The organism is Xanthomonas protegens (assembly GCF_038442435.1).
GTDB lineage: Bacteria > Pseudomonadota > Gammaproteobacteria > Xanthomonadales > Xanthomonadaceae > Xanthomonas_A > Xanthomonas_A sontii.
This window is the reverse complement of the sequence record NZ_JAQJCQ010000001.1, coordinates 387,035-411,737: the sequence shown is the minus strand read 5'-3', so window position 1 is coordinate 411,737 and position 24,703 is coordinate 387,035. Positions and strand designations below refer to the sequence as shown.

Sequence of the window (24,703 nt, the reverse complement as noted above, 5' to 3'; positions counted from 1 at the left end):
GCGAATGTCTGAACCGGCGAGGCGGCCGGATGTGCGTGTCGCGTAGCCGCAGGGCGGTGTCGCGATTGCGCTGTATGGTAGACACGCGGCTTCGTCGCGAACGTCCGCTGCATACGTATTCACTGGCCTGCATCGCATTGGAAGCGCTTTCAGGATCGCAATGTCGTGCGCGCGCCGCTACGCCGGTGCCGCGGCGAGCATGCGCGTGCTTCATGCAACTGACGTCGCCTGGCATGAACACGCGGGTGCTGCACTGAATTAATGCCAGGGAGTACGCCGGCATGCGTACTTCGGGCGAGCTTGCAGTGGCACGGCTTGGTCTGGCCGACGCTGCGCGCAGCACCGCTGACCTGCCGCGCACGATGGCGCGGTGCCGCAGGGGCGAGAATCGTGGTCCGGCATGGCGAGTGCATCCCACCGCCGCTGTGCCGGCGGTGCTGCGTGCTGCATGGTGGGGCGTCAGCGCGAGGCAGCAGTGCCTGCGGAGGCCGGCGCCGGGTCCAGTGGGACGAAACGGATCGCCTGGCCGCCGCCGGGTGCCAACTTCACCTGCAATTGATCGCGGCTGGTGATCACGCGCTGCTCGCGCACGAAGTCGAACGGATTGTGCTGGTAGTCGGCGGCGTCGCCGTCGCGGTAGATCTCGGCACGGTAGCGCACGCCGGGCTCAAGGAAGCCCAGCGCGATCGGCAGCACGCGGCCGTGCTCGTCGGTGATGCTGCCGAGGAACCAGTCGCGGCTGTGGCGGTCCTTGCGCACGATGGTCACGTAGTCGCCAATTTCGCCGTCGAGCACGCGGCTGTCGTCCCAGTCCACCGCCACGTCCTCGATGAAGCGGAAGGCGTCGCGGTGCTGCAGGTAGTGCTCGGGCAGGTCGGCCGCCATCTGGATCGGGCTGTACAGGGTCACGTACAGCGCCAGTTGCCGCGCCAGCGTACTCGGAATCGCGCGTCCGCCGCGGCCCGTCAGGCTGAGGATGCCGGGGGTGTAGTCCATCGGCCCGGCCAGCATCCGCGTGAACACCAAGTTCACTTCGTGCTCCGGCGGGTTCGGCGGTTCGCCCCAGGCGTTGTACTCCATGCCGCGTGCGCCTTCGCGCGAGAGCCAGCTCGGGTAGGTGCGGCGCAGGCCGGTGTCCTTGATCGGCTCGTGGGCGTTGACCGACAGGTGGCGCCTGGCGGCTTCCTGCACCACCTTGAGATGGTGGCGGGCCATGAACTGGCCGTCGTGCCATTCGCGCCACAGCGGGCCGCCGGCGGGATTGCGCCGGTCCACCTGGCCGTCGTCGCAGACGTAGCCGGTCTTGAAGGTGTCCACGCCCAAGCGCGCATACAGATCCAGCGCCGCATCGAGCTGATCTTCGTAGTGCTCCACCGCACAGCCGGTCTCGTGGTGGCCGATCAGGTGCACGCCCTTCTTCGCCGCGTAGGCGCTGAGCGCATCGATGTCGAAGTCCGCGGTGGCGCGGGTGAAGTCGAAGTCGTCGCCGTTGCCGACCCAGTTGCCGTCCCAGCCGGGATTCCAGCCTTCCACCAGAACGCCGCGAAAACCGTGCGCCGCGGCGAAGTCGATGTAGCGGCGGGTATTGGCGGTGGTGGCGGCGTGTCTGGGGCCGCGCGCCCAGGTTTCCTGGTTCAGGTGCATCGACCACCACACGCCGATGTACTTGGCCGGATGCACCCAGCTCACGTCGCCCAGCGCGTTGGGTTCGTTGAGGTTGAGGATCAGGTTGGAATCGACCAGACCGCCGGCGGTGTCGCTGATCTGCAGCGTCCGCCACGGCGTGTCGAAGGGCAGGGCGCGGCGGACCTTCCAGCCTTCCGCCGACGGCGACAGTTGCGCATGCAGGCGCTGGCTTTCGCCGCGGCGCAGCCACATGCCGGCGTAGTCGACCAGGGCGGCCTCGTGGATGGCCAGGTGCAGGCCGTCCTGGCTGCGCAGGGTGAACGGCGTGTGCGCCAGCGGCACTTCGCGCAGCGGCGTGCGCCGGTACAGGTATTCGTAATGGATGGGCGCGCCGGCGGGAATCCACCAGGCGGTCGCCTCGGGGACGATGTCGAACTCGGTGAGTTCTTCGTCGATGATCGCTTCCTGCATGCCGGCCTGTTGCGGAAAGCTGTAGCGGAAGCCGAGCCCGTCGTCGTAGACGCGGAACACCACCGCGAAGCGGCGCTGGCGGCCACCGCGCTCGCCCAGCTCCACGCGCAGTTCGTTGTAGTGATTGCGCACGTAGCGGCGCTCGCCCCAGGGCTGCTCCCAGGTTTCGTCGACGCTGCGGCTGCGCTGGTCCAGCAGCGCGAGGTCGCGATCCAGGCTGCCGTCGCGCAACTGGAAGCCGAGCCGCGATTCGCCGATCACCGGCTCGCCCAGGCGCTGCACGCGATAACTGGGGCGGCCGTCGTCCAGTTGCACGGACACCCGCAGGATCCTGTCGGGCGATGCGATGCTGGCCACGGTCTGCGGTGCGGCGCGCAGTCCGGGCGCGATGCACAGGAGCAGCGTCGCCAGCCACGACGGCAGGTGCCGCGTCGGGCGCAGGCGCGATGAGGCGTGAAGCGGCAGCGGCATGTCCCCTCCCAGGGCGACCGTGGCATCGCAACGACTATAGCGAGGCGGTTCCTGGCCGCCGGAGGCCCGTACGATGAATACGTATGCAACTGCACGCGCCGCGGTGCCGCCCGTCTACCATGTCCGCAGCGCCCCCGCGATGCGGAGGCGGCGACCGCAGCGCCGGCATGCCAGCCTGCGCTTCCACCATGCAGGCAAAGAGGGAGGGAGGTCGATCGGTGCGAGCCGGTCTGCCGCTTCGATGCTGAAGATGATTTGCTTGGCCGCCACCTTGGGTGCTGCGGCGTCGGCGTCTGCTGGACAGACGTCATTGCAGTGGCGCGGCCAGACCGCGCAGGCCGAGGCCACCGCCGACGGCGGCTTCGTGCTGCACGCGGCCCAAGGCACACGCACGGTGCCGGCGCAGCCGTTGCGCAGCGAGACCGATAGCCCGTTGTTCGATGCGCTGTTCGCGCTGGCGCAACAGGAACTGCGCGACGACCAGGTCCAGGCGATCCGCGATCCGGCGTTCGATCACGGCAAGCCGTTGCCTTGCGATTGCTACCAGACCGGCGAGCGCTGGCCCTACGTGTGGACCCGCGACGTCAGCTATGCCGCCGACCTGGCCCTGGCGCGGCTGGATCCCGAGCGCACGCGCCGCTCGCTGCGCTTCAAGCTGTCGCCGATGCGCGGCGCCGACGCGCTGCCGGGGCTGTTCGTGGCGCAGGACACCGGCTCCGGCGGCAGCTGGCCGGTGAGCAGCGACCGCGTGGTGTGGTTCCTGGCCGCGCGCCACCTGCTGGACGACCCGGCCTTCGCCGCCGACACCCGCGCCGCACTCACTGCCACGCTGGCGCAGGATCGCGCGTTCGCGTTCGACCCGCGCATCGGCCTGTACCGCGGCGAGACCTCGTTCCTGGACTGGCGCGAGCAGACCTATCCGGCCTGGACCCGCGAGGACGTCGGCTTCATCGCCAGTTCCTTCGCGCTGTCGACCAACGTGCTGCATTACCAGGCGCTGCGCCTGGGCGAGCGCCTGGCCCGTGAGCAGGGCGACACGCAGGCGGCCGCGCGCTATGCCGGCTGGGCCGATGCGCTGCGCCAGGCGATCGCGCAGCGTTTCTGGCGCGAGGACCGCGGTACCTATGTCGGCTACATCGGCACGGCCGAACACCCGGTGCGCTACGAAAGCTACGATCTGCTGGGCCTGTCGCTGGCAGTGCTGGCCGACGTGCTGCCGGCCGAGCGCGCGCGCCAGGCGCTGGCGCGCTATCCCGCGGTGGAGGCGGGCAGCCCGGTGGTGTGGCCGCAGCAGCGCGAGGTGCCGATCTACCACAACCGGGCGATCTGGCCGTTCGTCAGCGCCTATGCGCTGCGCGCGGCGCGGCAGACCGACGACAGCGCGCGCATCGACCTGGAAGTGCGCTCGCTGCTGCGGGGCGCCGCGCTGGCCGGCTCGAACATGGAGAACTACGAGTTCCTGAGCCAGGCCGCACATGTCGACGACGGTCCGCTCAGCGGCCCGGTGGTCAATTCGCCGCGGCAGCTGTGGTCGGTGGCCGGCTATCTGGCGATGGTGATGGAGGGCGTGTTCGGCGTGGAGGACGACGGCCGCGTGCTGCCCAAGCTGCCGACCAGCCTGGTGCCGCTGTTGTTCGGCGAGCGCCAGGAGATCGCGTTGCAGCTGCAGGACCGGCGCATCGTGTTGCGACGTCCGGCGCAACTGCAGGGCGACCTGCTGGTCGCCGGCAAGACCCATAACCAGGACGGCGTGACGACCATCGACCTGGTGGCGCGCCACAGCGGCAGCACGCCATTGCAAATGCTCACGGCCACGGACGCCTTCGCGCCGCTGGCGCCGCCGGCGCCGCAGCTGCGGCGCGAGACCGGGGGCTGGCGGGTGCAGGCGGCTGCGGACACGGTGTTGTACGTCGATGGGCAGGCACGCACGGGCAGCGCGGACGGCGCGCTGCTGCCGCTGGCCGAGCGCGTGCAATGCCTGAGCCTGACCCGGCAGGGCAAGCGTTGGGAGTCGCTGCACAGCCCCACTGTCTGCGTCGGCGACGTCGCCCGCGTGGAGGGCGCAGACGGTTGGACGTGGACGGCGCCGCACGATGGCGTGTATCGGCTGAGCCTGCGTTACGTCAACGCACATGGCCCGATCAACACCGGCGTCACCGCCGCGGTCAAACGCCTGCAGGTGCAGTGCGGCGCGGCGTCGCCGCAGTCGCAGCCGCTGGTGATGCCGCACAGCGTCGGTGAGCAGACCTCCACGGCGGCGCTGTTCGCGCTGCAGGCCGGGCAGCGTTGCGTCGCGCGGTTGCTGCCGGCGGCGAACATGAGCGCGCTGCAGCACTTTGCGCGCTACACCGGCGGCCAGGGCGGCGCCGATGGCGTGGTCAATGCCGCCGATGTCGCCGCGCTGCTGATCGCACCGGCCGGCCCAACGGAGGAGCGCCCATGAGCGCCTTGCCACGCGCCAAGCCGGCGCTGTCGTTCTGGCAGATCTGGAACATGTGCTTCGGCTTCCTGGGCATCCAGTTCGGCTTCGCGCTGCAGAACGCCAACGCCAGCCGCATCTTCCAGACCCTCGGCGCGGACATGGAGCAGGTGCCGGGACTGTGGATCGCCGCACCGCTCACCGGACTGATCGTGCAGCCGATCGTCGGTTACCTGTCCGACCGCACCTGGAACCGCTTCGGCCGGCGTCGCCCGTACTTCATGGTCGGCGCGCTGTTCACCACGCTGGCCCTGCTGGTCATGCCGAACTCGCCGGCACTGTGGGTGGCGGCCGGGACGCTGTGGGTGCTGGACGCCTCGATCAACATCTCGATGGAGCCGTTCCGCGCCTTCGTCGGCGACCAGTTGCCGACACGCCAGCGCGCCACCGGCTACGCCATGCAGAGTTTCTTCATCGGTGTCGGCGCAGTGGTGGCGAGCATGCTGCCGTGGCTGCTGGCGCACTGGGGCGTCAGCAACACTGCGGGGCCCGGCGAGGTGCCGGCGACGGTGCGCTACGCGTTCTATTTCGGCGGCGCGGTGCTGTTCCTGTCCATCGGCTGGACCGTGCTGCGCACCCGCGAGTATCCGCCTGAAGACCTGCACGGCTTCGACGTCGCCACGCCAGCCGCCACGGCGGCGCAACCGCGCCGTGTCGATGGTGCCGCTGCGCTGTGTTGTGCGGTGGGCATTGCCGGCGCGGTGGCCATCGCCTGGTGCCGCGGCGACCGCATGCTGTACGTGTTGGCCGGCCTGTGCATCGCTTACGGCGTGCTGCAGGGCGTGGCGCCGCGCCTGCGTCGAGGCCACATGCTGGCGGCGATCGTCTGCGATCTGCAGACCATGCCGCGGGCGATGCGGCGGCTGGCATGGGTCCAGTTCTTCTCCTGGTTCGCGCTGTTCGCGATGTGGATCTACACCACCGCGGCGGTCACCCAGACCCACTATGGCACCCACGATGCCACCTCGGCTGCCTACAACGACGGGGCAAACTGGGTCGGCGTGCTGTTCGCCGCCTACAACGGCTTCGCCGCATTGGCCGCGATCGCCATTCCGCTGCTGGTGCGCGCCTGCGGGCTGCGCATGAGCCATCTGCTCAACCTGTGCCTGGGCGCGGTCGGCCTGCTGTCGTTCCTGTGGATCCGCGATCCGCAGTGGCTGCTGCTGTCGATGGTCGGGGTGGGCTTCGCCTGGGCGTCGATCCTGTCGCTGCCCTACGCGCTGCTGTCGGACAGCGTGCCGGCGGCGAAGATGGGCGTGTACATGGGCATCTTCAATTTCTTCATCGTGATCCCGCAGTTGGTCGCGGTCAGCGTGCTGGGCTTCGTGCTCACGCACTGGCTCGGCGGCCGGCCGCTGTACGCGCTGGCGATCGGCGGCGGCAGCCTGCTGGTGGCGGCGCTGTGCGTGCTGTGGGTGCCGTCGGATTCGGGAGCGAACGCATGATCGATCGGATGTCGTTGTTGGCGCTGGCCCTGCTGGGTGCCTGCGCTGGGTCGGCACAGGCCCAGGCGCCTGCACAGGAGGAGTTCTACGGCACGCTGGAGCCGTTCGCCAACGAAGCGGTGTACTTCGTGGTCACCGATCGCTTCGTCAATGGTGATCCGGGCAACGATCATCGCGACCAGGGCGGTGCGCATCGCACCTTCGACATCCCGATCCCGGCGCCACCGGGCGAGAGCGACAACATCGGCTACCTCGGCGGCGACTTCAAGGGCGTGGTCGACAACGCCGGCTACATCCGTGACCTCGGCTTCGGCGCGGTGTGGATCACGCCGATCGTCGACAACCCGGACGAGGCCTTCACCGGCGGCAAGCCGATCACCTGGGGCAGCTCGCTGAGCGACCGCGGCAAGACCGGCTACCACGGCTACTGGGGCGTCAATTTCTACAAGCTCGACGAACATCTGCCGAGTCCCGGACTGGATTTCGCCGGCTTCACCCAGGCCATGCACGCGCAGCAGTTGAAGGTGGTGCTGGACATCGTCGGCAACCACGGCTCGCCGGCCTGGACCATGCCCAAGCGGCAGCCGATGTTCGGCCAGGTGTTCGACCGCGACGGCAAACTGATCGCCGACCACCAGAACCTGCCGCCGTCCAAGCTGGACCCGGCGCACAACCCGCTGCACGCGTTCTACAACACCGGCGGCAACCTGGCGCAGTTGTCCGATTTCAACGAGCGCAACCCGGCGGTGATGGAGTATCTGGTCGGTGCCTATTCGCAGTGGCTGGGGCAGGGCGCCGATGCGTTCCGGATCGACACCATCGGCTGGATGCCCGACAGCTTCTGGCACGAATTCGTGCGCCGCATCCGCGCGCAGCGTCCGGGCATGTTCATGTTCGGCGAGGACTTCGACTACAACGCGCACAAGATCGCCGGCCACACCTGGGCCGACAACGCCGGCGTCAGCGTGCTGGATTTCCCGCTCAAGCAGGCGCTGGCGGCAACCTTCGGCCACGCCCAGCGCGGCTACGAAACACTGCAGCCGGCGCTGTACCTGGAGCGCGGCCCGTACGCCAATCCGTACGAGCTGATGACCTTCTACGACAACCACGACATGGCGCGGCTGGACGCCAGCGACGCCGGCTTCATCGACGCGCACAACTGGCTGTTCACCGCGCGTGGCATCCCGGTGATCTACTACGGCTCGGAGACCGGCTTCATGCGCGGCCGTGCCGAGCACGCCGGCAACCGCAACTACTTCGGCCAGGAGCGGGTGAACGCCGCCCCGTCCAGCCCGATCTTCGCGCCGCTGCGGCGCATCGCCACGCTGCGTCAGCGCAGCCCGGCGCTGCAGCGTGGCCTGCAGCTCAACCTGCAGTTGTCCGGCGACGAGGCGGTGTTCTACCGGGTGGTCCAGCATGCGGGCAGCACCCAGACCGCGCTGGTGCTGCTGAACAAGAGCGATGCGCCACGCACGCTGGAGGCGCGCCGCTACCTGCAGCCGGGCACCTGGCACGACGGCTTCGACGGCAGCGCCATCGAGGTGACCGATGTCCTGCGCGCCAAGGTGCCGGCACACGGCGTGCGGGTCTTCCTGTCCGATGCGCCGATCGTGCGCCCGGACCTGCGCGCGCGGCTGCGCTGGCTGATGGCGGCCAAGGACGGGGTGGCGCCGGCGCACTGAACGCGGCGCGGCAGGCGTTGCGGGGTCGCGCAGGGCTGCGGGACTCGGCGTGCGGCGAGCACGCTGCGTCAGGTTCCTGGTGTCTCCGGCCAATGACAGGCCGTGGCGCTGCCGTGACGCAGGCCGGCCGCGTCAGCCGCGCAGCGAGGAGCCGCGCAGCGCCAGCGTGACCGGCAAGGTGCGGCTGCTCACCGGCTGTCCGGCGATCTGCGCCAGCAGGGTGTCCACCAGCACCGCACCGGCCAGCTTGGTGTCCTGCTGCACCGTCGACAGCGCCGGATCGACGCTGGCGGCCACCGGGATATCGTCGAAGCCGGCCAGGGCCACGTCCTCGGGTACGCGCAGACCATGCTCGCGCAAGGCCTTCAGTGCGCCGATCGCGATCAGGTCGCTGGCGGCGAACAGCGCATCGAAGCGCTCGCCGCGCCCGAGCAGGGCCAGGGCGGCCTCGTAGCCGGATTGCTCGGTGGTGATCGCATCGACCTGCAGTGCCGGCGTGGCCTCGGCGCCGGCCACGCGCAGTGCCTGCAGGTGGCCGCGATAGCGTTCCAGGAACTCGGGGTAATGATTGGAGGCGTCGCCGAGGAAGGCGACACGGCGGCGGCCCTGCGCCAGCAGGTGCGCGGTGATGTCGTGCCCGCCCTGGAAGTTGTCGCTGCCGATCGACACGCCCGGCTGCCCGGGCAGCACCGCGCCCCAACGCACGAAATGGGTGCCCTGGTCGACCAGGTGCTGCAGCCGCTGCTGCGCCTGCAGGTAATCGCCGTAGCCGAGCAGGATCAGCCCGTCGGCCTTCTGGCTGTCGCCGTAGTCGGCACGCCAGTTGTCCGACAACTGCTGGAACGACACCAGCAGGTCGTAGCCATGGCGGGCGCAGGCGCGGGTGATCGAGCCCAGCATCGAGTGGAAGAACGGGTTGATCAGCGAGTCGTCGGTGGTCGGATCTTCGAAGAACAGCAGCGCCAGGGTGCCGGCATTGCGCAGGCGCAGGCTGGAGGCGTGCTTGTCGACCTTGTAGTTCAACTCGCGCGCGATCGCCAGGATCTTGCGCCGGGTCTGCTCGTTGACCGCCGGACTGCCGCGCAGTGCGCGCGAGACCGTGGGTTGCGATACGCCTGCCAGGTAGGCGATGTCCAGCGATGTGGCCTTGCCTTTGATGACGGCGCGTCCGGGTGCGGGGAAAACGTCGGCGAAGCATGCCATGGCGGCTGCTGTAGCTCTTGCTGCGGCGCAGCGAAGCGGGGAGGGTTGCGGCGTGACCTGTTCTCTCCGTTGTGTCTTCAATATCGGTCAATGCCGATGTTTACCGTTTTGGTAAAGATTGGTTTACCATCTTGCCCCACCACAAGATCCGGACATGGGTGGCCCGCGGCGACGCCGGCCGAGCGTGCGACATGAGCACTACCACCGCCCTCGCTTGAGTTCCCGCCCAAGGCTGTCCGAGCAGGCGCCCTTGTGGCGCCTTCTTTCTGTCCCGCGCCCAGGCTGGCCTGCCGCCGAAGTGGCGCGGACGCCGTCCCCCCGTTTCCCTTTCCGCCGACTCCCATGATCACGATTACGCTCCCCGACGGCAGCCGCCGCGAATTCGAACACCCCGTCAGCCCCATGGACGTGGCCCAGTCCATCGGACCAGGCCTGGCCAAGGCGACCATCGCCGGCCAGGTCGACGGCCGCCTGGTCGATGCCTGCGACCTCATCGACCACGACGCCAGCCTGCGCCTAATCACCGCCAAGGATGCCGAGGGCGTGGAGATCATCCGCCACTCCTGCGCGCACCTGGTCGGCCACGCGGTCAAGCAGCTGTATCCCGAGGTCAAGATGGTGATCGGCCCGGTCATCGCCGAAGGCTTCTACTACGACATCTACAGCGAGCGCCCGTTCACCCCCGAGGACATGGCGGCGATCGAGAAGCGCATGCAGGAGCTGATCGCGCAGGACTACGACGTGATCAAGAAGGTCACCCCGCGCGCCGAGGTGATCGAGCTGTTCAAGCAGCGCGGCGAGGACTACAAGCTGCGCTTGATCGAGGACATGCCCGACGACGTCACCGCGATGGGCCTGTACTACCACCAGGAATACGTGGACATGTGCCGCGGCCCGCACGTGCCGAACACGCGCTTCCTCAAGGCCTTCAAGCTGACCCGCATCTCCGGCGCCTACTGGCGCGGCGACGCCAAGAACGAGCAACTGCAGCGCATCTACGGCACCGCCTGGGCCGACAAGAAGCAGCTCGAGGCCTACATCCTGCGCATGGAGGAAGCCGACAAGCGCGACCACCGCAAGATCGGCAAGCAGCAGGACCTGTTCCACCTGCAGGAAGAGGGCCCGGGCCTGGTGTTCTGGCACCCCAAGGGCTGGTCGATCTGGCAGGTGGTCGAGCAGTACATGCGCAAGGTCTACCGCGACAGCGGCTACGGCGAGGTGCGCTGCCCGCAGATCCTGGACGTGTCGCTGTGGCAGAAGTCCGGCCACTGGGACAACTACCAGGACAACATGTTCTTCACCGAGTCGGAGAAGCGCACCTACGCGGTCAAGCCGATGAACTGCCCCGGCCACGTGCAGGTGTTCAACCAGGGCCTGCACAGCTACCGAGACCTGCCGATCCGCTACGGCGAGTTCGGCGCCTGCCATCGCAACGAGCCGTCCGGCGCGCTGCACGGCATCCTGCGCGTGCGCGGCTTCACCCAGGACGACGGCCACATCTTCTGCACCGAGCAGCAGATCGAGGCCGAGGTCACCGCCTTTCACCAGCAGGCGCTGAAGGTGTACGGCGACTTCGGTTTCGACGACATCCAGATCAAGATCGCCCTGCGCCCGGAAAAGCGCCTCGGCGACGACGCCACCTGGGACAAGGCCGAGGCCGCGCTGCGCGCCGCGCTCGGTGCCTGCGGGGTGGAGTGGCAGGAACTGCCGGGCGAGGGCGCCTTCTACGGCCCGAAGATCGAGTACCACCTGAAGGACGCGATCGGCCGCACCTGGCAGCTCGGCACCATGCAGGTGGATTTCATGATGCCCGGCCGCCTCGGTGCCGAGTACGTGGACGAGCACAGCCAGAAGAAGCATCCGGTGATGCTGCACCGGGCCATCGTCGGTTCGATGGAGCGGTTCATCGGCATCCTGATCGAGCACCACGCCGGCATGTTCCCGGCCTGGCTGGCGCCGGTGCAGGCCGTGGTCATGAACATCACGGACGCGCAGGCAGACTATGTAGACAACGTGCGGAAACTCCTTGCAAATCAAGGCTTCCGCATCGAGGCCGATTTGCGGAACGAAAAAATCGGTTATAAGATTCGCGAACACACGCTGCAGCGGGTGCCGTACCTGTTGGTCGCGGGCGACCGCGAGACGGAAAACGGCGCGATTGCGGTCCGTACGCGATCGGGGGAGGATCTGGGCACCATGTCGGTCGCCGCCTTCGCCGAACGGCTGCGCGCCGAGCAGTTGGCGTGACACCACCCTGGTGCGGGCGGAGCCTCCGTCCGCACCAGTCCGATTCCCCTGGGAGATTGCAACATCAGTACCCCTGACAACAAACAGAACCGCAAGAACCAAGAGATCCGCGTGCCGCGCGTGCGCGTGATCGGCGCGGACGGCGAGATGGTCGGCGTGTTGACCCGCGACGAAGCGCTGGCGCTGGCCGAAGAGGACGGGCTCGACCTGGTCGAGATCCAGCCGCAGGCGGATCCGCCGGTCTGCAAGATCATGGACTTCGGCAAGTTCAAGTTCGAGCAGCAGAAAAAGGCCAACGAAGCCAAGAAGAAGACCAAGCAGGTCGAGATCAAGGAAATCAAGTTCCGTCCGGTCACGGACGAAGGCGATTACCAGATCAAGCTGCGCAACATGCGCCGCTTCATCGAGGAAGGCGACAAGGTCAAGGTCAACATCCGCTTCCGCGGCCGCGAGATGAGCCATCAGGAGCTCGGTCGCGAAATGGCCGCGCGGATCGAGGCCGATCTGGGCGAGGACATCGTCATCGAATCGCGTCCGCGCCTGGAAGGCCGGCAGATGGTGATGATGATCGCGCCGAAGAAGCGCTGATCCGCCGCCGCAGCACGGGATCGCGCCCCGCCAACGGCAGGCGCGCGGTTCTCCGGTCTCTGTGGCCAGCTTCTTCTTGACGTTCCGGGTGTAGCGCGGCTGCGCCGTTGCGGCGTGCCCGTGCGCCGCCCAGCCTGCGCGATCCCGAATCCCGGCGCGCAAGCGCCCGTCGAACTGCATGATTTGCAAGGCATTCCAAGCCCTGGCATAATGCGCGGCCCAGTTCATCGGGTTTGCCGCTCGCGCGGCAATAGGACCCGCCCGGATCCTCAGTGGATCAAGGGCTTACAAGCAGGTAAGGGCACGGACGGAAAGTGTGGCGCAGCCACCGCCCTGACCAGTGACAAAACACCATCAAGGACATTGCAATGCCCAAGATCAAGACCAACCGGGCGGCGGCCAAGCGTTTCCGCAAGACCGCCTCCGGCAAGTACAAGGCCGGCCACGCCAACCGTAGCCACATCCTCACCAAGAAAGCGACCAAGCGGAAGCGCAACCTGCGGCAGACGAACCACGTCCGTGCCGAGGACGCAGGCCGTCTGGACCGTATGCTTCCCTACCTCTGAGGACTGAACCATGGCTCGAGTCAAGCGTGGCGTCCAGGCGCGCCGTCGTCACAAGAAAGTTCTGAACCTCGCCAAGGGCTACTACAACGCCCGTCGCAAGGTCTTCCGCGTCGCCAAGCAGGCGGTGATCAAGGCACAGCAGTACGCCTACATCGGCCGCAAGCAGAAGAAGCGCAATTTCCGTTCGCTGTGGATCACCCGCATCAATGCGGCGGCCCGCATCAACGGCATGAGCTACAGCCGTTTCATGAACGGCCTGCTCAAGGCCGGCATCACCCTCGACCGCAAGGTGCTGGCGGACATCGCCGTGCACGACGCGCAGGGCTTTGCCGCCCTGGCGGAGAAGGCGAAGGGCGCGCTGGCGGCATAAGTTTGCGAATCCCCGCAGGAACCCGCGCGTACAAGTGCGGGGTTCGGCGGGAGCAATCGCAGGCATGCAGGGGAAGGGCGCAAGTCCTTCCCCTTTTGCGTTTTGGGCGTCCCGGCGACGGGGCGCCTGCCGGGTAGGGAGGTTCCGCATCGGCGGGACACGGTGGCCACGGGTTCGGCCGGAGCAGTGAGGCGCGAGTGCAATGAGTGAGATCGATTCCCTGAGCGGGCAGGCGCTGGCGGACATCGCCGCGGCGCAGAGTCCGGAGGCGCTGGAGCAACTGCGGGTCGCGCTGCTCGGCAAGAGCGGCAGCATCACCGCCCAGCTCAAGCAGCTCGGCGCGCTGGCGCCGGAGCAGCGCAAGCTGGCCGGCGAGGCGATCAACCGCGCGCGCGACACGGTGTCCGCCGCGCTGGCCGAGCGCCGCACGCTGCTGGAAACCGCGGCGCTGGACGCACGCCTGGCCGCCGAGCGCATCGACGTGACCCTGCCAGGGCGGCGCGGCGAACGCGGCGGGCTGCATCCGGTCACCCGCACCCTGGAGCGCATCACCGAGATCTTCGCGCGGCTGGGCTACGAACTGTCCGACGGCCCCGAGATCGAGGACGACTGGCACAACTTCGAGGCGCTGAACTTCCCGCCGCACCATCCGGCGCGGGCGATGCACGACACCTTCTATTTCGGCGACGGCCGCCTGCTGCGCACCCACACCTCGGGCGTGCAGGTGCGCTACATGGGCGAGCATGCGCCGCCGCTGCGCATGATCGCCGCCGGCAAGGTCTACCGCAGCGACAGCGACCAGACCCACTCGCCGATGTTCCATCAGGTCGAAGGCCTGCTGGTCGACGAGCACGCGACCTTCGCCGATCTCAAGGGCACCCTGGCCGAGTTCGTGCGCGCGTTCTTCGAGCGCGATTTCCAGATGCGCTTCCGCCCCAGCTATTTCCCCTTCGTCGAGCCCGGCGCCGAGGTCGACATCGCCTGGCAGCAGCCCGACGGCAGCACCCGCTGGCTGGAAGTGCTCGGCTGCGGCATGGTGCACCCGAACGTGCTGCGCAACGTCGGCATCGACCCGGAACGCTACACCGGCTTCGCCTTCGGCATGGGCGTGGAGCGCTTCGCGATGCTGCGCTACGGCGTCAACGACCTGCGCGCCTTCTTCGAGAACGACGTGCGGTTCCTGCGGCAGTTTGCTTGAGGGCGGGGATTCGGGAGTGGGGATTGGGGATTCGTTGAAGCGAGTTCCCTTCCAATCTTCCGGTCCCACGCGTAACCGCTCCTGCGAATCCCCACTCCCGAATCCCCAATCCCGGCTCCCCAATGAAATTCAGCGAAAACTGGCTGCGCAGCCACGTCCCGACCCAGGCCACGCGTGAGCAGCTCACCGCGACCCTGACCGCCATCGGCCTGGAGGTCGAGGAGGTCGTGCCGCTCGGCGACGGCCTGCAGCAGGTGGTGGTGGCGCGGATCGTCGAGGCCGCGCCGCATCCCGAGGCCGACCGGTTGCAGGTGTGCCGGGTCGATGCCGGGCAGGGCGAACTGCTGCAGATCGTCTGCGGTGCGCCCAATGCGCGCGCGGGCCTGGTCGCGCCGCTGGCGCTGGTGGGCGCCCAGGTCGGCGGCATCGCGATCAAACCGGCCAAGCTGCGCGGGGTCGCGTCCAACGGCATGCTGTGCTCGGCCAAGGAGCTGGGCCTGGACAGCGACGCGTCCGGCCTGTTCGAACTGCCCGACGATGCGCCGATCGGCCAGGCGCTGATCGAGTATCTCGGCCTGCCCGACGCCAGCATCGAGATCAAGCTCACGCCCAACCGTGCCGACTGCTTCGGCGTACGCGGCATCGCCTACGACGTCGCCGCGGCCTGCGGCAGCGACGTGCTGCCGCTGGCGGTGACGCCGGCCGCGGTGAGCAGCGAGCGCACGCTGACCGTCGCGCTGGACGCGGGCGCCGACGCGCCGCGTTACTGCGGTCGCGTGGTCGAGGACCTGGATCCGGCGGCGAAGACGCCGCTGTGGATGGCCGAGCGCCTGCGCCGCAGCGGCGTGCGTCCGCTGTCGCTGCTGGTGGACATCACCCAGTACGTGATGCTGGAACTGGGCCAGCCGATGCATGCGTTCGACCTCGACACGTTGCAGGGCCCGGTCGGCGTGCGCCACGCGCGCGCCGGCGAGACCCTGACCCTGCTCGATGGCCGCGAGGCCGCGCTGGATCCGGCGTTCCTGCTGATCACCGATGCCGATCGGCCGGTGGCGCTGGCCGGGCTGATGGGCGGCCACGCCACCCGCGTCACCGAGACCACCCGGCACGTGTTCCTGGAGGCGGCGCATTTCGCCCCGGCCGCGATCATGGGCCGCGGGCGCAAGCTCGGCCTGCACACCGATGCCGGCCACCGTTTCGAGCGTGGCGTGGATCCGGCATTGCCGCGACAGGCGCTGGAGCTGGCGACGCGGCTGGTGCTGGAGCTGGCCGGCGGGCGCGCCGGTCCGGTGGTCGAGGCCGCCTTGCCCGAATTCCTGCCGGCACCGGCACCGATCGCGCTGCGCCGCGCGCGCATCCTGCGCGTGCTCGGCATCGAGATCGCCGACGCCGACGTCGAGCGCATCCTGCGCGCGCTGGGCATGGACGTGGTCGCCTCGGCCGATGGCTGGCAGGTCACCGCGCCGAGCCGCCGCTTCGACATCGCCATCGAAGAGGACCTGATCGAGGAACTGGCCCGCATCCACGGGTACGACCGCCTGCCGACCACCTTGCCGGGCGGCGCCACGCGCATCGCCATGGACAGCGAGACCCAACTGGACGAGCGCAGCGTGCGCCGCCAGTTGCTGGCGCGCGACCTGCTGGAAACCATCAACTACGCCTTCGTCGATGCCGCGCTGCTGGACCAGTGGGGCCTGCACGACGGGCGCGTGGCCCTGGCCAATCCGCTCAGCGCCGAACTGGCGGTGATGCGTCCGTCGCTGCTGCCGGGGCTGGTCGCCGCGCTGGGCCGCAACGCCGCGCGCCAGGCCGGGCGCGTGCGCCTGTTCGAGCTGGGCAAGGTGTTCGCCGCGGCGGCGGAAGCCGGCGCCGCGCCGACCGAAACCCAGCGGGTGGCGGCGGCGGTGTGCGGCGATGCCGACGCCCTGCAATGGGGCCTGCCGGCGCGCAAGGTCGATTTCCACGACCTCAAGGGCGACCTGGACGCCTTGGCCGCGGCCTCCGGCGCACGCCTGGATTACCGGGCGTCGACGCATCCGTTCGCGCACCCGGCCCGTTCGGCCGACGTCTATCGCGACGACGTGCGGATCGGCTGGATCGGCCAACTGCACCCGCGGCTGCTGCAGGCGATGCAGATCGACGTCGATGTGTTGGCGTTCGAGCTGGACCTGGCGCCGCTGGCCGCGCGTGTCCTGCCGCGCGCCGCCGAGCTGTCGCGGTTCCCATCGGTGCGTCGCGACCTGGCCTTCGTGGTGCCGGACGCGGTGAGTTGGGCGGCGCTGGCGCGCAGCGTGCGCGCGGCGGTGGGGCCCTTGCTGCGCGAGGTCGTGCTGTTCGACCGCTACGTCGGCGCGGGGGTCGAGGCTGGTTGCAAGAGTCTCGCTATGGGCTTGATTTTGCAGGACAACACGCGCACTCTGACAGACCGCGACGTGGAGGCGGTGGTCGCCGATGCGGTGGCCGCGCTGGCGCGGGAACACGACGCGCGGATGCGTGGTTGAGAAGGACAGGGGATAGCAGGGCGATGGCGTTGACCAAAGCGGAAATGGCCGAGCGGTTGTTCGACGAAGTCGGGCTGAACAAGCGCGAGGCCAAGGAATTCGTCGATGCGTTCTTCGACGTGCTGCGCGATGCGCTCGAGCAGGGGCGGCAGGTGAAGCTGTCCGGTTTCGGCAACTTCGACCTGCGCCGCAAGAACCAACGGCCCGGCCGCAATCCCAAGACCGGCGAAGAGATCCCGATTTCGGCGCGGACGGTGGTGACCTTCCGCCCCGGACAGAAGCTCAAGGAGCGAGTGGAGGCTTATGCTGGACCCGGGCAGTAACCGCGAACTTCCGCCGATTCCGGCCAAGCGCTACTTCACCATCGGTGAGGTCAGCGAGCTGTGCGACGTCAAACCGCACGTGCTGCGCTACTGGGAGACCGAATTCCCCAGCCTGGAACCGGTCAAGCGGCGCGGCAACCGGCGCTACTACCAGCGCCACGACGTGCTGATGGTGCGGCAGATCCGCAGCCTGCTGTACGAACAGGGCTATACCATCGGCGGCGCACGCCTGCGCCTGGAAGGCGAGGGTGCCCGCCAGGAATCGGCGCTGAGCAATCAGATCATCAAGCAGGTGCGGCAGGAGCTGGAAGAAGTCCTGCAGTTGCTGCGGCGGTGAGCCACGGCGGCGCTGCTGCCGCTAGGAATGGCCGCGGCAAACCCGCTATAATCGCCAGCTCGCCGCAAGGCGGGTCCGCCATGACGGCGGAGACGCAACACACCGGGGTATAGCGCAGCCTGGTAGCGCACTAGTCTGGGGGACTAGTGGTCGTCGGTTCGAATCCGGCTACCCCGACCATCTTTCGAAGGCCCATGTCTGCGACATGGGCCTTTTTGTTTGGGGGCGTTGGATCGGCGGCGCACGTATGGCCGATGTCGGGAATGGGCCGCCCGCCGGGATGCCAACGCGTGTCGGTATCTCGATGTATGGCGATCTGTATCGGCACAGGGAGGCTGGCGCGTCGCCGTAGACAAAATGCGCGGGATTGCGCTGTCCCGCGACGTCGTCGTCGCCCCGCCAGAGCGGAAAGCCCCATGGGAACTGAGAGCTACGCAGCGTCAATGCGTTGACATTGATCACGTTAACATCGCGTCGATGGAACGTTCACGGGTCCTTGCTACGCTGAATCGCTGGACATGTAGTTGAACCCTCGCGTTACTGCGTCAAAAAAATGTCGGGTAACGCCTTGGTGACGGCAGATGGCTGTGCCATAGTGCGTTGCAACACGAAGCTTCGCTGTTGGCCAGGGCCGTTCGTCCCAGGCAGGAATTGACACCGTAATCATCCTCCGACCGGGAACGGAACCCTGGCCGGCTGGGGGAGTGCGGCGCTTCGAAAACCAATCGACAGAGGGCATCAGCATCGCGCATGGGTAAACTTTCCGTGACCTTCCACTGGGCGCTGGCCCTTTCCTGTCTGGCGCTGCTGTCGGCCTGCAGTGGGCCGGCGATGCGGTCGGACCTGCCGCCGGGCGATCCGCTGGCTGCCTCCATGGGCAAGCCGGAGTACCTGCTCGGCCCCGGCGACCTGCTCACGGTCAAGGTGTTCCAGGTCGACGATCTGGAGCGCCAGGTGCGGGTCGACAACGAGGGCCGCATCTCGTTGCCGCTGATCGGCGACGTGAAGGCCGCCGGCTCCAGCGTCAATGCGCTGCAGAAGGAGATCGCCGACCGCTACCGCAACGGCTATCTGCAGAACCCGCAGGTGTCGGTGCTGGTCGACGAGTTCACCGGCAACCGGGTCACGGTCACCGGCGCCGTCAGCGAGCCGGGCATCTATCCCATCCAGGGCTCCGCCTTGACCTTGCAGCAGGCGCTGTCGCTGGGCAAGGGCGTCAGCGACGTGGCCAGCCGCGGCAACGTGGTGGTGTTCCGCACCGTCGGCGGGCAGAAGATGCTGGCGCGTTTCGATCTGCGCGATATCCAGAAGGGCGCCGCGCCCGATCCGGCGATCTACGGCGGCGACATCGTGGTGGTGTACCGCTCCGATGCGCTGGTATTGCTGCGCACCGTGGTGCAGCTGACCCCGTTCGTGATGGTCTGGAGGGCCTACCGATGAGCGCCTCCACCTTGCCTCCCGCTTCCGCGCCGCGCCCGCGTCCTGTGGGTGCCCCGCTAAGCCCGGCCGACATCGGACTGCTGGATTACTGGAATGCGCTGTACCGGCAGCGTTGGCTGATCGTCGGCATCACCGGGGCAGTCGTCCTGCTGGCGTTGCTGGTCATCCTGCTGATGACCCCCAAGTACCGCGCCACCAGCGTGCTGCAGATCGAGCGCGAATCACTCAACGTCGCCAACGTCGCCAACCTGATGCCGGTGGAATCGCCGCAGGATCGCGACTTCTACCAGACCCAGTACGAACTGCTCGGCAGTCGTTCGCTGGCGCGGCAGGTGATCCGCGAGGCCAAGCTGACCGAGGCGCCGGCGTTCAAGCCGCTGGTCGACGAAGCCCTGGAGAAGCTGCAGGACAACGGCGACGGGCGTGCGCCGACGCCGCAGGCACGCGCTGCCGCGGCGGAGAACGCGCTGGTCGGCCCGGTGCTGGATGCCTTGACCATCGAGCCGGTCCGCGACTCGCGCCTGGTGCGGATCAACTTCGATTCGCCCGACCGCGTGCTGGCCACGCGGGTGGCCAACACCTACGCCAAGATGTTCATCGCCTCGACCCAGGAACGCCGGCTGCAGGCGTCCTCGTTCGCCGCGCGCTACCTGTCCGAACGCCTGGCGCAACTGCGCGACAAGGTCGAGGAGTCGGAGAAGAACGCGGTCGACTATTCCAGCCAGGAACAGATCGTGTCGATGGGCGAGGACAAGCCTTCCCTGCCGACGCAGAACATGAGCGAGCTGAATGTGCGCCTGGCCGCGGCGCAGGATGCGCGGATCAAGGCCGAGGCGGCCTGGCGCCAGGCCGGCATCGGCGACGGCATGGGCCTGCCGCAGGTGGTCAGCAGTCCATTGATCCAGAGCCTGCGCACCGAACAGGCCAAGCTGACCGCCGACTACCAGCAGAAGCTGGCCACGTTCCAGCCCGGCTACCCGGAAATGCAGCGCCTGCAGAACCAGATCGCCGAGACCAAGCGGCAGATCGCCAACGAGATCGCCAATATCCGCAGCGCGCTGAAGAACGACTACGAGGCGGCGCGGCAGCAGGAGACCCTGCTCAGCGACCGCATCGCGGCCCTGAAGAACGACGAACTGGACCTGCAGACCCGCAGCATCCGCTACACCATGCTGCGCCGCGAGGCCGATACCAACCGCCAGCTCTACGACGCGCTGCTGCAGCGCTACAAGGAGATCGGCGTGGTCGGCAACGTGGGCACCAACAACATTTCGATCGTCGACCGCGCCGATGTGCCGGGCAAGCCGAGCTCGCCGAAGAAGCTGCTCGGCCTGGCGCTGGCCTTCGTGTTCGGCCTGTTCCTGGCGGTGGCGGTGGCGCTGGTGCGCTACTTCATCCGCGAGGCCGAAGCCGCGGCGGCGGCATCGGCGTGATGTCGCGGTGTCATGGCGCGCCGCACCGCGCGAGACGCGGGTGCGTGCCGCACCGCACACAACGGCATCGGTTCGACGCACAGTCTTCAGTGAGGTGATACGTGGTTCAGCTAGGCAATGAGGTGCTCCATTATTTTCCAGCGCGGTTGTACGAAGACGTTGTTCTGTTGAAGTAATCACGGGCTGCCGTGGACCTGGGGTCGGCGAGGGAGGCGCCGCAGCGGTCCACAGGCAGGCGAAATCGAGGCCCGGCGGCGTCGCATGTTCCCCCGCATGCCGACCGACCGGGTTTGGATAGGAATCCCGATCATGCTTTTGGCAGACCTGAGTAGCGCCACCTATACGACCTCCTCGCCGCGCATGTTGTCCAAGTACGCGGCCGCGGCAGACATCCTGTTGCGCGTGTCCGACCTGACCGTCATGGTCGGCGGCGCGTTGCTCACCCACCGGTTGCTGTTCGGCACCTGGATGCCGGAACCGGCCTACCGGGTGGCGATCGGCACCACCCTGCTGTACGCGGTGATCTGCTTCGCGTTGTTCCCGCTGTACCGCAGCTGGCGCGGGCGTGGCCTGCTGCGCGAGATGATGGTGTTGAGCCTGGCCTGTGGCGGCGTGTTCGCCCTGTTCGCCATGCATGCCTTCGTGGTGCAGTTCGGCCAGCAGGTCTCGCGCCTGTGGATCGGCACCTGGTTCGTCACCAGCCTGGGAACGCTGCTGCTCTCGCGCACGCTGGTGCGTGGCGTACTCAACCGGCTGCGCTCGGAAGGCGTGGACGTGCAGCGCGTGGTCGTGGTCGGCCTGCGCCATCCGGTGGTGAAGATCCACAACTACCTGAGCCGCAATCCCTGGGTGGGCATGCAGGTGGTGGGCTACTTCAGCAGCGACTACGACCTGTCGGTGGCCGATCATCCGCAGAAGCTGCAGTGCCTGGGCGAGGGCACCGCCGACGCGCTGATCGACTACCTCGACGACCACCAGGTCGAGCAGGTGTGGATCTCGCTGCCGCTGGGCGAGCGCGACCACATCAAGCAGCTGCTGCAGCGCATGGACCGCTATCCGATCCAGGTCAGGCTGATCCCGGACCTGTTCGACTTCGGCATGCTCAACCAGTCCGGCGACCAGATCGGCAACGTGCCGGTGATCAACCTGCGCCAGGGCGGTGTGGACCGCAACACCTACTTCGTGGTCGCCAAGGCGCTGCAGGACAAGCTGGTGGCGCTGGCCGCGCTGGCCGTGCTGTGGCCGCTGATGCTGGCGATCGCGGTGGGCGTGAAGCTGAGCTCGCCGGGCCCGGTGTTCTTCCGCCAGCGCCGCCATGGCCTGGGCGGGCGCGAGTTCTACATGTACAAGTTCCGCTCCATGCGTGTGCAGCAGGAGCCCAGCGACGTGGTGGTGCAGGCCACGCGCGGCGACAGCCGGGTGACCCGCTTCGGCGCGTTCCTGCGCCGCACCAGCCTGGACGAGCTGCCGCAGCTGTTCAACGTGCTCGGCGGCAGCATGTCGGTGGTGGGGCCGCGTCCGCACGCGGCGCAGCACAACACCCACTACGAGAAGCTGATCCACCATTACATGCAGCGGCACTACGTCAAACCGGGCATTACCGGCTGGGCGCAGGTCAACGGCTTCCGCGGCGAGACGCCGGAACTGCGCACGATGAAGAAGCGCATCCAGTACGACCTGGACTACATCCGCCGCTGGTCGTTGTGGCTGGACACGCGGATCATCGTGCTGACCGCGTTCAAGGTGCTTGGGCAGAAGACCGCCTACTGATGCGCCCGATGCGTCTTCTTCCCGCCGACCGTGAACAGCGCCGGCGTCGCTTCCGCGTCGCCGTCGTTCCCGTCCTGCCTGCGCCGAACGGCGTGGCGCGCGACACGTTGCTGCCGCAAATGACGGCAGCGTATCGACGCGTTGGCGTGCAGCGCGCCGCCGCAGCGAGGTGCGCATGCTGAGCGTGCCGGACATGCCGCTGCGCGAGCAGCGCCGCAACCTGCTGATCGAGCTGGTGCTGCTGTTCGCGGTCGGCTACAACTTCGTGCTGGCGGTGATCAACGCCAAGGTGTTCCGGGTCAGCCCGGCGATGACCTACGCGGTGGAACTGGCGGTGTACGCCGCCTGCTTCCTGCTCGGCCTGCGCGCGCTGGACCGCAAGCGCATGGCGATGGTGTTCACCGGCATCGCGCTGCTGGCGCTGCTGATGCTGGTGCGCCTGTTCATGGCGTGGACGCTGGATCCGAAGTTCTTCCGCGATGCGCTGATCCCGTTCGCCTTCCTGCTGCTGGGCGCGGCCTACACCGGCTCGCTGCCGCGCACGTTCGTGCGCATGGCGCTGCTGGTGTCGCTGGTGGCGGTGTTCGAACTGGCGCTGCCCAAGGTCTATGGCGACGTGGTCAACCCCAAGAGCTATTTCGTCAACGCGCGCGGCGCCAGCGCGTCGAGCTTCTGGAACCAGGACAGCAACCTGTTCGTCAGTGCGACACGCCCGGGCGCGCGCAACTTCCTGCCGTCCTCGAACCTGCCGCGCGCCTCCTCGGTATTCATCGAGCCGGTGACGATGGGCAACTTCATCATCTTCTTCACCGCGATCCTGCTGACGTTCTGGCGCTGGATGCGGCCGTTGGCGATCGTCGCCTCGGTGGCGATGATCGGCTTCCTGATCGTGGCCTCGGACGGGCGCCTGGCCGCCGGTACCTGCGTGATGATGGCGCTGCTGAGTCCGCTGCTGCTGCGCATGGACCAGCGCCTGGGCTTCTTGATCTTCTTCGCGGTGATGGGCGGGGCGTGGCTGCTGGTGTGGGCCTCCGGCATCCAGAGCTATGAGGACACCACGCTGGGACGAGTGTTCTTCACCGTCGATTCGATCCGCAGGATGAGCGCCGATGCGTGGATGGGGCTGGACGTGGACCAGCCGTACCGCTACTTCGACAGCGGCATCGCCTACTTCATCTCCTCGCAGTCGGTGCTGCTGGTGCTGGCGTTCCTGCTGGCGTACTCGTTCGCGATGCTGATGCGCACCATCGAAGGGCAGTTGTTCAAGAACCTGCTGATCTTCGCCTTCTCGCTGAGCCTGCTGGTTTCCAACGGCTACTTCTCGATCAAGACCGCGGCGCTGTGGTGGTTCGTGTGCGGCTGCCTGTGGCAGATGGCGCCGCGCCTGCGCGAGTCAGCCGCAGTGTCTGCGGCGCCGGCTCCCCGCATCCCGGCGGTGCCGGCATGAGTGCGCCCGCCACGGCCGTCTCCGCATCCGTGCCCGCGCAGGGCCGCAGCGCGCGAGCGAGCGCGCCGCGCGACATGCGCATCGATGCGGCCAAGGCGATCGCGATCCTGCTGGTGGTGTTCGGGCATGCCAAGGGCATTCCGCACGCCTACGTGATCCTCGCCTACAGCTTCCACGTGCCGATGTTCTTCCTGTTGTCGGGCTGGGTCGGCGAGGCCTTCGGCAACCGCCCGCTGACCCTGGCCACGGTCGGCAAGCTGGCGCGCAGCCTGCTGCTGCCGTACGTGGCGTTCTTCTTCGTCGCCTACGCGTACTGGATGCTGACCCGGCATATCGGCAGCAAGGCGCAACTGTGGGGCGACCGGCCGTGGTGGGAGCCGCTGCTGGGCCTGGTCAGCGGCATCGGGCCCAAGCTCTACGTGATGCCTGCGCTATGGTTCTTGCCCGCGCTGTTCGTGACCACGCTGGTCTATCTGGCGCTGCGGCGGACGCTGTCGGTGCCGGCCCTGGCCGCGCTGTCGCTGCCGCTCGCGTGGGGCTGGGCCTGCTGGTTTCCGGGGCAGGACATGCGCCTGCCGTTCTCGCTGGACGTGCTGCCGGTGGCGTTGTGCTTCTTCGCGATCGGCGCGCTCGCCGCGACGCGGGCGCAGTGGTGGCCGGCACGGCCGGCCGGCAATGCGCTGGCGGCGGTGCTGCTGGGCGCGGTCTGGTTCGCGATCGCCTGGCACAACGGCCGCGTGGACGTGAACATGCTCAAGTTCGGCGATTCCCCGCTGGGGTTCCTCGCCGCCAGCCTGCTCGGCAGCGCCATGGCCTTGTGCGTCGCCGGGCTGGTGCGGCACTGGGCCTGGCTGCAGTGGATCGGGCGCAACACCTTGCTGATCCTGTGCACGCACACCTTGCTGTTCTCGGTGATGGCCGGCGTCGCCGCCCGCACCGGCCTGGTCCGCGGCGATGCCTGGGGACCGGCCTGGGCGGTGTCGGTGAGCGTGCTGGCGGTACTGATCAGCGTGCCGATCCGCGTGGTGCTGGTACGGATCGCGCCGTGGATGATCGGCGTGCGTCGCAGTGCGGTCGCGGGAGCGACGGCATGACGGCGGCGCTGC

Annotated in this window: 18 protein-coding genes and 1 tRNA gene; 17 read left to right on the top strand and 2 right to left on the bottom strand. The window is 68.1% G+C overall.

All coding sequences use genetic code 11. The features are described from left to right. Positions 1-459 precede the first annotated feature (459 nt). Positions 460-2,568 carry a glycoside hydrolase family 97 protein gene (locus tag PIQ37_RS01760; protein ID WP_407136369.1) on the bottom strand — a complete coding sequence of 703 codons (2,109 nt, stop codon included), beginning with the start codon at positions 2,566-2,568 and terminating at the stop codon, positions 460-462. Between the two features lie 250 nt (positions 2,569-2,818). Here PIQ37_RS01760 and PIQ37_RS01755 point away from each other — a divergent pair, with 250 nt between their 5' ends. The 3 genes from PIQ37_RS01755 to PIQ37_RS01745 are packed head-to-tail and all read left to right on the top strand — an operon-like array spanning position 2,819 to position 8,174. After that, positions 2,819-5,011 (top strand): alpha-L-rhamnosidase-related protein, encoded by a 2,193-nt coding sequence (locus PIQ37_RS01755; protein WP_342072121.1) that lies wholly within the window; start codon positions 2,819-2,821, stop codon positions 5,009-5,011. Further along, the gene (locus PIQ37_RS01750; RefSeq protein ID WP_342072120.1) at positions 5,008-6,492 is read left to right on the top strand and encodes an MFS transporter; all 1,485 of its coding nucleotides are present in this window, start codon (positions 5,008-5,010) and stop codon (positions 6,490-6,492) included. The genes PIQ37_RS01755 and PIQ37_RS01750 overlap by 4 nt, the downstream gene beginning before the upstream one ends. An 8-nt stretch (positions 6,493-6,500) precedes the next feature. Beyond that, positions 6,501-8,174: an alpha-amylase family glycosyl hydrolase gene (locus PIQ37_RS01745; protein ID WP_342072408.1), complete on the top strand. Its 1,674-nt coding sequence runs from the start codon at positions 6,501-6,503 to the stop codon at positions 8,172-8,174. 132 nt (positions 8,175-8,306) lie between these two features. Here PIQ37_RS01745 and PIQ37_RS01740 read toward each other — a convergent pair whose 3' ends face one another. Beyond that, positions 8,307-9,377 carry a LacI family DNA-binding transcriptional regulator gene (locus PIQ37_RS01740; RefSeq protein WP_342072119.1) on the bottom strand — a complete coding sequence of 357 codons (1,071 nt, stop codon included), beginning with the start codon at positions 9,375-9,377 and terminating at the stop codon, positions 8,307-8,309. A 342-nt stretch (positions 9,378-9,719) separates the two neighbouring features. On the opposite strand from PIQ37_RS01740, the gene thrS reads away from it, so the two are divergent. From thrS to PIQ37_RS01670, 14 genes are all read left to right on the top strand, one after another. Further along, positions 9,720-11,624: a threonine--tRNA ligase gene (thrS, locus tag PIQ37_RS01735; protein WP_017911219.1), complete on the top strand. Its 1,905-nt coding sequence runs from the start codon at positions 9,720-9,722 to the stop codon at positions 11,622-11,624. 48 nt (positions 11,625-11,672) lie between these two features. Continuing rightward, the gene (gene infC / locus PIQ37_RS01730; protein WP_081613216.1) at positions 11,673-12,212 is read left to right on the top strand and encodes a translation initiation factor IF-3; all 540 of its coding nucleotides are present in this window, start codon (positions 11,673-11,675) and stop codon (positions 12,210-12,212) included. Positions 12,213-12,580: 368 nt separating this feature from the next. After that, positions 12,581-12,778, top strand: a complete 198-nt coding sequence (gene rpmI / locus PIQ37_RS01725; RefSeq protein ID WP_010342861.1) for a 50S ribosomal protein L35 — start codon at positions 12,581-12,583, stop codon at positions 12,776-12,778. A 10-nt stretch (positions 12,779-12,788) separates the two neighbouring features. Beyond that, positions 12,789-13,148, top strand: coding sequence for a 50S ribosomal protein L20 (gene rplT / locus PIQ37_RS01720; protein WP_010342859.1), 360 nt, complete (start codon positions 12,789-12,791; stop codon positions 13,146-13,148). A 202-nt stretch (positions 13,149-13,350) separates the two neighbouring features. Next, positions 13,351-14,346: a phenylalanine--tRNA ligase subunit alpha gene (gene pheS, locus PIQ37_RS01715; protein WP_010342858.1), complete on the top strand. Its 996-nt coding sequence runs from the start codon at positions 13,351-13,353 to the stop codon at positions 14,344-14,346. A 122-nt stretch (positions 14,347-14,468) separates the two neighbouring features. Further along, the gene (pheT, locus tag PIQ37_RS01710) at positions 14,469-16,847 is read left to right on the top strand and encodes a phenylalanine--tRNA ligase subunit beta (RefSeq protein WP_342072118.1); all 2,379 of its coding nucleotides are present in this window, start codon (positions 14,469-14,471) and stop codon (positions 16,845-16,847) included. A gap of 23 nt (positions 16,848-16,870) precedes the next feature. Next, complete coding sequence (locus PIQ37_RS01705) at positions 16,871-17,170, top strand: integration host factor subunit alpha (protein ID WP_003466661.1); 300 nt, start codon at positions 16,871-16,873, stop codon at positions 17,168-17,170. Further along, on the top strand, positions 17,151-17,507 hold the full coding sequence (locus PIQ37_RS01700; protein WP_009597860.1) for a MerR family transcriptional regulator: 357 nt from the start codon (positions 17,151-17,153) through the stop codon (positions 17,505-17,507). Before PIQ37_RS01705 ends, PIQ37_RS01700 begins: the two co-directional genes overlap by 20 nt. Positions 17,508-17,610: 103 nt before the next feature. Continuing rightward, positions 17,611-17,687: transfer RNA gene (locus PIQ37_RS01695), tRNA-Pro, on the top strand. 570 nt (positions 17,688-18,257) lie between these two features. After that, a complete protein-coding gene (locus PIQ37_RS01690; RefSeq protein ID WP_342072117.1) occupies positions 18,258-18,947 on the top strand; it encodes a polysaccharide biosynthesis/export family protein in 690 nt (229 codons plus the stop codon). Continuing rightward, entirely contained in the window at positions 18,944-20,380 is a 1,437-nt protein-coding gene (locus tag PIQ37_RS01685) for a GumC family protein (protein WP_342072116.1), read from the top strand. Before PIQ37_RS01690 ends, PIQ37_RS01685 begins: the two co-directional genes overlap by 4 nt. Before the next feature lie 309 nt (positions 20,381-20,689). Next, positions 20,690-22,150 carry an undecaprenyl-phosphate glucose phosphotransferase gene (locus PIQ37_RS01680; RefSeq protein ID WP_017916111.1) on the top strand — a complete coding sequence of 487 codons (1,461 nt, stop codon included), beginning with the start codon at positions 20,690-20,692 and terminating at the stop codon, positions 22,148-22,150. Between the two features lie 175 nt (positions 22,151-22,325). Continuing rightward, positions 22,326-23,597 carry a polysaccharide biosynthesis protein GumE gene (locus tag PIQ37_RS01675; protein WP_407136365.1) on the top strand — a complete coding sequence of 424 codons (1,272 nt, stop codon included), beginning with the start codon at positions 22,326-22,328 and terminating at the stop codon, positions 23,595-23,597. Continuing rightward, positions 23,594-24,691, top strand: coding sequence for an acyltransferase family protein (locus PIQ37_RS01670; protein ID WP_342072115.1), 1,098 nt, complete (start codon positions 23,594-23,596; stop codon positions 24,689-24,691). Before PIQ37_RS01675 ends, PIQ37_RS01670 begins: the two co-directional genes overlap by 4 nt. The last annotated feature ends 12 nt before the right edge of the window (positions 24,692-24,703 follow it).

Bases quoted from the DNA above. Each gene is read 5' to 3' on its own strand.
- PIQ37_RS01670 (WP_342072115.1), top strand. From the start codon at position 23,594: ATGAGTGCGCCCGCCACGGCCGTCTCCGCATCCGTGCCCGCGCAGGGC.
- PIQ37_RS01700 (WP_009597860.1), top strand. From the start codon at position 17,151: ATGCTGGACCCGGGCAGTAACCGCGAACTTCCGCCGATTCCGGCCAAG.
- rplT (WP_010342859.1), top strand. From the start codon at position 12,789: ATGGCTCGAGTCAAGCGTGGCGTCCAGGCGCGCCGTCGTCACAAGAAA.
- PIQ37_RS01680 (WP_017916111.1), top strand. From the start codon at position 20,690: ATGCTTTTGGCAGACCTGAGTAGCGCCACCTATACGACCTCCTCGCCG.
- pheS (WP_010342858.1), top strand. From the start codon at position 13,351: ATGAGTGAGATCGATTCCCTGAGCGGGCAGGCGCTGGCGGACATCGCC.
- pheT (WP_342072118.1), top strand. From the start codon at position 14,469: ATGAAATTCAGCGAAAACTGGCTGCGCAGCCACGTCCCGACCCAGGCC.
- PIQ37_RS01675 (WP_407136365.1), top strand. From the start codon at position 22,326: ATGCTGAGCGTGCCGGACATGCCGCTGCGCGAGCAGCGCCGCAACCTG.
- PIQ37_RS01750 (WP_342072120.1), top strand. From the start codon at position 5,008: ATGAGCGCCTTGCCACGCGCCAAGCCGGCGCTGTCGTTCTGGCAGATC.
- thrS (WP_017911219.1), top strand. From the start codon at position 9,720: ATGATCACGATTACGCTCCCCGACGGCAGCCGCCGCGAATTCGAACAC.
- PIQ37_RS01740 (WP_342072119.1), bottom strand. From the start codon at position 9,377: ATGGCATGCTTCGCCGACGTTTTCCCCGCACCCGGACGCGCCGTCATC.
- PIQ37_RS01760 (WP_407136369.1), bottom strand. From the start codon at position 2,568: ATGCCGCTGCCGCTTCACGCCTCATCGCGCCTGCGCCCGACGCGGCAC.
- PIQ37_RS01705 (WP_003466661.1), top strand. From the start codon at position 16,871: ATGGCGTTGACCAAAGCGGAAATGGCCGAGCGGTTGTTCGACGAAGTC.
- PIQ37_RS01745 (WP_342072408.1), top strand. From the start codon at position 6,501: ATGTCGTTGTTGGCGCTGGCCCTGCTGGGTGCCTGCGCTGGGTCGGCA.
- PIQ37_RS01690 (WP_342072117.1), top strand. From the start codon at position 18,258: ATGGGTAAACTTTCCGTGACCTTCCACTGGGCGCTGGCCCTTTCCTGT.
- rpmI (WP_010342861.1), top strand. From the start codon at position 12,581: ATGCCCAAGATCAAGACCAACCGGGCGGCGGCCAAGCGTTTCCGCAAG.
- PIQ37_RS01755 (WP_342072121.1), top strand. From the start codon at position 2,819: ATGATTTGCTTGGCCGCCACCTTGGGTGCTGCGGCGTCGGCGTCTGCT.
- PIQ37_RS01685 (WP_342072116.1), top strand. From the start codon at position 18,944: ATGAGCGCCTCCACCTTGCCTCCCGCTTCCGCGCCGCGCCCGCGTCCT.